Raw genomic sequence first — 3,555 nt, 5'->3', positions numbered from 1 at the left:
GATGTGTCCTTATTAGATAGTAATGGCAGTGTGATTACTAGCTCCACTAATGACGGTAACATCAGTGAGAGTATTACTCGTCAACTGAATGCGGGTACTTACTTTGTCCTGGTTTATCCCTACAGTGGCAGCACTAACTATAACTTAACCCTGTCGGCGACCACAGCCACAGTTGTACCCGGATATAGTGCCACTTCGGGATACGGTTTAGTTAATGCCGCGAGAGCCGTCGCCGGAGCCTTGAATCAAAGTCCTTTTGCCAATGTTCCCACTTTTGGTGGTGCTAATGACTGGGGGGTTAACTTAGTTAATGCTCCCGAAGCTTGGGCAAGAGGTTATACAGGACAAGGAGTCGTCGTTGCTGTACTAGATACAGGAGTTGACCGCAATCATGCCGACTTAGCGGGCAATATTTGGACGAATGCGGGCGAAATTGCCAATGATGGTCTTGATAACGATGGCAACGGTTACGTTGATGACGTTTATGGCTGGAACTTTGCCAATGGCAATAATAACACTTTAGATGTTAACGGCCATGGTAGCCATGTGGCGGGAACCATTGCTGCTGGTAATAATGGTTTCGGGGCCACTGGTGTGGCCTACAATGCCAGAATTATGCCGGTGAAAGTTTTGAGCGATTCTGGTAGTGGCAGCTATAGTGGTGTTGCCCAAGGCATTCGCTACGCCGTGGACAACGGTGCTGATGTGATTAATATGAGTTTGGGAGGTGGTAGCACTAACAGTGCAGTTCAATCGGCCCTCCAGTATGCCAGCAGTCGCGGTGTTATCGTGGTTATGGCCGCCGGTAATGCGGGGGCAGCTCAACCCGGTTATCCCGCTTTCAATGCCACCTCTTGGGGTCTTGCCGTAGGTGCCGTTAATAGTTCTAACCAGATGGCTTCCTTCTCCAATCGTGCTGGCTCCAATTCTTCGATGAGCTATGTCACCGCTCCAGGCGTGCAAGTGTATTCTACTCTCCCTAATGGTGGCTATGGTTTCTTGAGTGGAACCTCCATGGCAGCACCTCATGTGGCCGGAGTGGTGGCCCTAATGTTGAGTGCCAATCCTAATCTGACCGATGCTCAAGTACGTCAAATTATTACTGCCACAGCCGGTAATGTCGCCTAAAACTTGGCTGTTTTTCAGCCTCAGATTTCTTATCTTTAGCCATCAGCGAAAAGCTGGTGGCTGATTCCCAGATCTCAGACAAAAAAACTCGTTTACTTTTCGGTAAACGAGTTGACTTTCCATGATATGATTAATAGTCCTGTGAATTATTTGGCAACTGCTACCGGTGCTTTGACGGGCTGGGGCTGGGGCTGGGGCTGCAGGTCGCGCAAACTTGGGAAAAGGAAGTGGTTTTCCTCCACATATTGCGCTCCAAACAGTCCTTTTTCAGCCCAGAAATAGCGATCGGTTGTATGCTCGTTACGCTTAACAATCAATAAAGCTGGTGGGCTAATGCCTATAGCTTGAATATACTTACGCGCCGCAGTTACGGGTTTATCTTCGCCACTTTCAATACTATACTGGGGTATAAGTTCAAGTATCTTACGTCCTTCTTGACGACGGCGACTTTTACGTTTCCGTTTTCTGGCCAACCCAATTACCTCCTGTTTTGGCTAATCGTTGTAATGATAGTTACAAAAGCCGTAGCAATTATATCCGTTCTAGACCAAGAAATCAAGTGTCTCTCACAAACCCAATTACAGACAAGTTTGACTAGAAGCTAGACTGAGACTAGGTTTAAGTTTTTGTTACAAAAACACACCCACAAATATCGATACAAAACTTATTATTCTTAAACTTTTTTTAATATATACCTTGATCCACCCCGAAAATAGTGACCAAACCCTTGTCCTAATTGCTTTTTGCTGGTTGCCCTCGACTCAAGAGGAGGGTCATTCTCCCCTATGTAAACTGGGAAACAAAACTCGCAACCCTAGCTGTATCTAGGTTTTCTGATTTTTTACTTTTTACTTTCTTGGTATGCCCTTCTCCTCCCCCTCCCGGACTCCCCTGAGTGATGATTTTATTGCCCTCTGTCAGACACAGATGGAACTTTTGCGAGAGCAAATGGAAACGGACAGAAGTGCGGTTTATTTAACTGAACCTTTATCGAGTAATTTAATTCCAGTCGTTGTTTATCCGCCTTTTAATCCCCCTTCTCCCCAAAAAAAGCGGCTTTCCTTACAACCGGGGCAACCGGCGGCAGACTTGTTAACTGCGGTTAAGTTAGAAGATTTATCCCACCTCTGGGGTAATCAGGAGACCGTCAGCAGTCATCGCTTGTTTTTACCCTTAATGTATGAAGAGGGCATGATCGGATTATTGGTGACAACCAGAGAAAAACGACCTTGGCAAAGTTGGGAATTAACCCGGATGGAAAAAATCACCCAAACCCTCGCTTTGGCCTGTGTACTCGATCGCCAATTAGGAGAAGAACGTTATTATCGACAATGGCAACGTCAGCGCCTCGATACCTTTCTCCATCAAATCCGCAATCCCCTCACCGCTTTAAAAACCTTTGGTAAACTTCTGCTCAAAAGGCTTTTAGCCGAAGAAGGTAACGATCCCGCCATTACTGGTATCCTGAGGGAAAGCGATCGAGTTCGGGACTTAATTGCCGAATTTGAGGCACAAATTCAGCAAGAAAGCGAAAATTACCCCACCGTCGATATTCCTCTCCTGCAAGCGCAATCTTCCCCCACCGCCTTTCTCTTGCCTGCTGGCAGCGGCCAACTAACTCCGATCGATCTCCATGATATTCTCGATCCGCTGCTCCTTTCGGCCCAGGCCGTAGCCAAAGAGAGAAATCTCAGTCTAGAAACGATTCACGGGGAAGACATACCACTTATTTGCGCCAATATCCCCGGTTTGCGGGAAGTATTCAGCAATTTAATTGATAATGCCCTCAAATATACTCCTGCTGGCGGAAAAGTCACCGTCGAGGTGCAGAATGTTAAGAATAGTGTAGAAATTGTTTTTAAAGACACGGGTTATGGTATAGCGAGGAGCGATCAAGAAAGAATTTTTCAACGTCACTACCGGGGAGTGCAAGCAGGGGGAGATATACCCGGCACAGGATTGGGTTTAGCGATCGCAAAAGAATTAATTACCAGCATGGGGGGGGCGATTGAATTTATCAGTCCCAATCCCGAGCAAACAAGTTCCCTCTACCCCGGCACGGTTTTTCGGGTTCATATACCAGTTATACCCGATGATAACCTCAGTACAGAAACTTGATCTGGTCGTCAATTCTGCCTATTTTCTCGATCGGGAGATTCCTGGGGCGATCGGTTAAAATATATGGAAAATATCAGTGTCAATGGTAACTTGGCTGTGAACCAAAGAATTAACAGTAGCTAGAGACAATCAATTACACACATCTAAGTAGGGTTTGCTGAATAAATCTAAAAACCTTGTTGGATAAGGCTTTTAGACTTTTTTTCCCTGAAAAAGTGCCTACCATTGGAGTGATTGGGGGGAAAATTTAGGGATTTTTTCCCTGAAAATTAGGTAATTGACCACCTGAAAATGGGTAAAACCCCACAC

The 3,555-nt window shown here is 46.0% G+C and carries 3 protein-coding genes; 2 read left to right on the top strand and 1 reads right to left on the bottom strand.

Annotation, left to right across the window (positions count from 1 at the left end; all coding sequences use genetic code 11):
• Positions 1-1,128: S8 family peptidase (locus O9295_RS07060; RefSeq protein WP_288032485.1), on the top strand; the 1,128-nt coding region annotated here is incomplete at its 5' end.
• 146 nt (positions 1,129-1,274) lie between these two features.
• On the opposite strand, the gene O9295_RS07055 is transcribed toward O9295_RS07060, so the two are convergent.
• Positions 1,275-1,601 (bottom strand): DUF3155 domain-containing protein, encoded by a 327-nt coding sequence (locus tag O9295_RS07055; RefSeq protein WP_147069809.1) that lies wholly within the window; start codon positions 1,599-1,601, stop codon positions 1,275-1,277.
• Positions 1,602-1,989: 388 nt separating this feature from the next.
• Between O9295_RS07055 and O9295_RS07050 the strand changes: the two genes are divergently transcribed.
• Positions 1,990-3,246: a GAF domain-containing sensor histidine kinase gene (locus tag O9295_RS07050; protein ID WP_288032484.1), complete on the top strand. Its 1,257-nt coding sequence runs from the start codon at positions 1,990-1,992 to the stop codon at positions 3,244-3,246.
• The last annotated feature ends 309 nt before the right edge of the window (positions 3,247-3,555 follow it).

The sequence above is a fragment of the Microcystis sp. LE18-22.4A genome, from assembly GCF_027531105.1.
In the GTDB taxonomy this organism is placed as follows: domain Bacteria; phylum Cyanobacteriota; class Cyanobacteriia; order Cyanobacteriales; family Microcystaceae; genus Microcystis; species Microcystis aeruginosa.
Note: the sequence above shows the minus strand (reverse complement) of the source record. Positions and strands in the feature narration are given on the sequence as shown.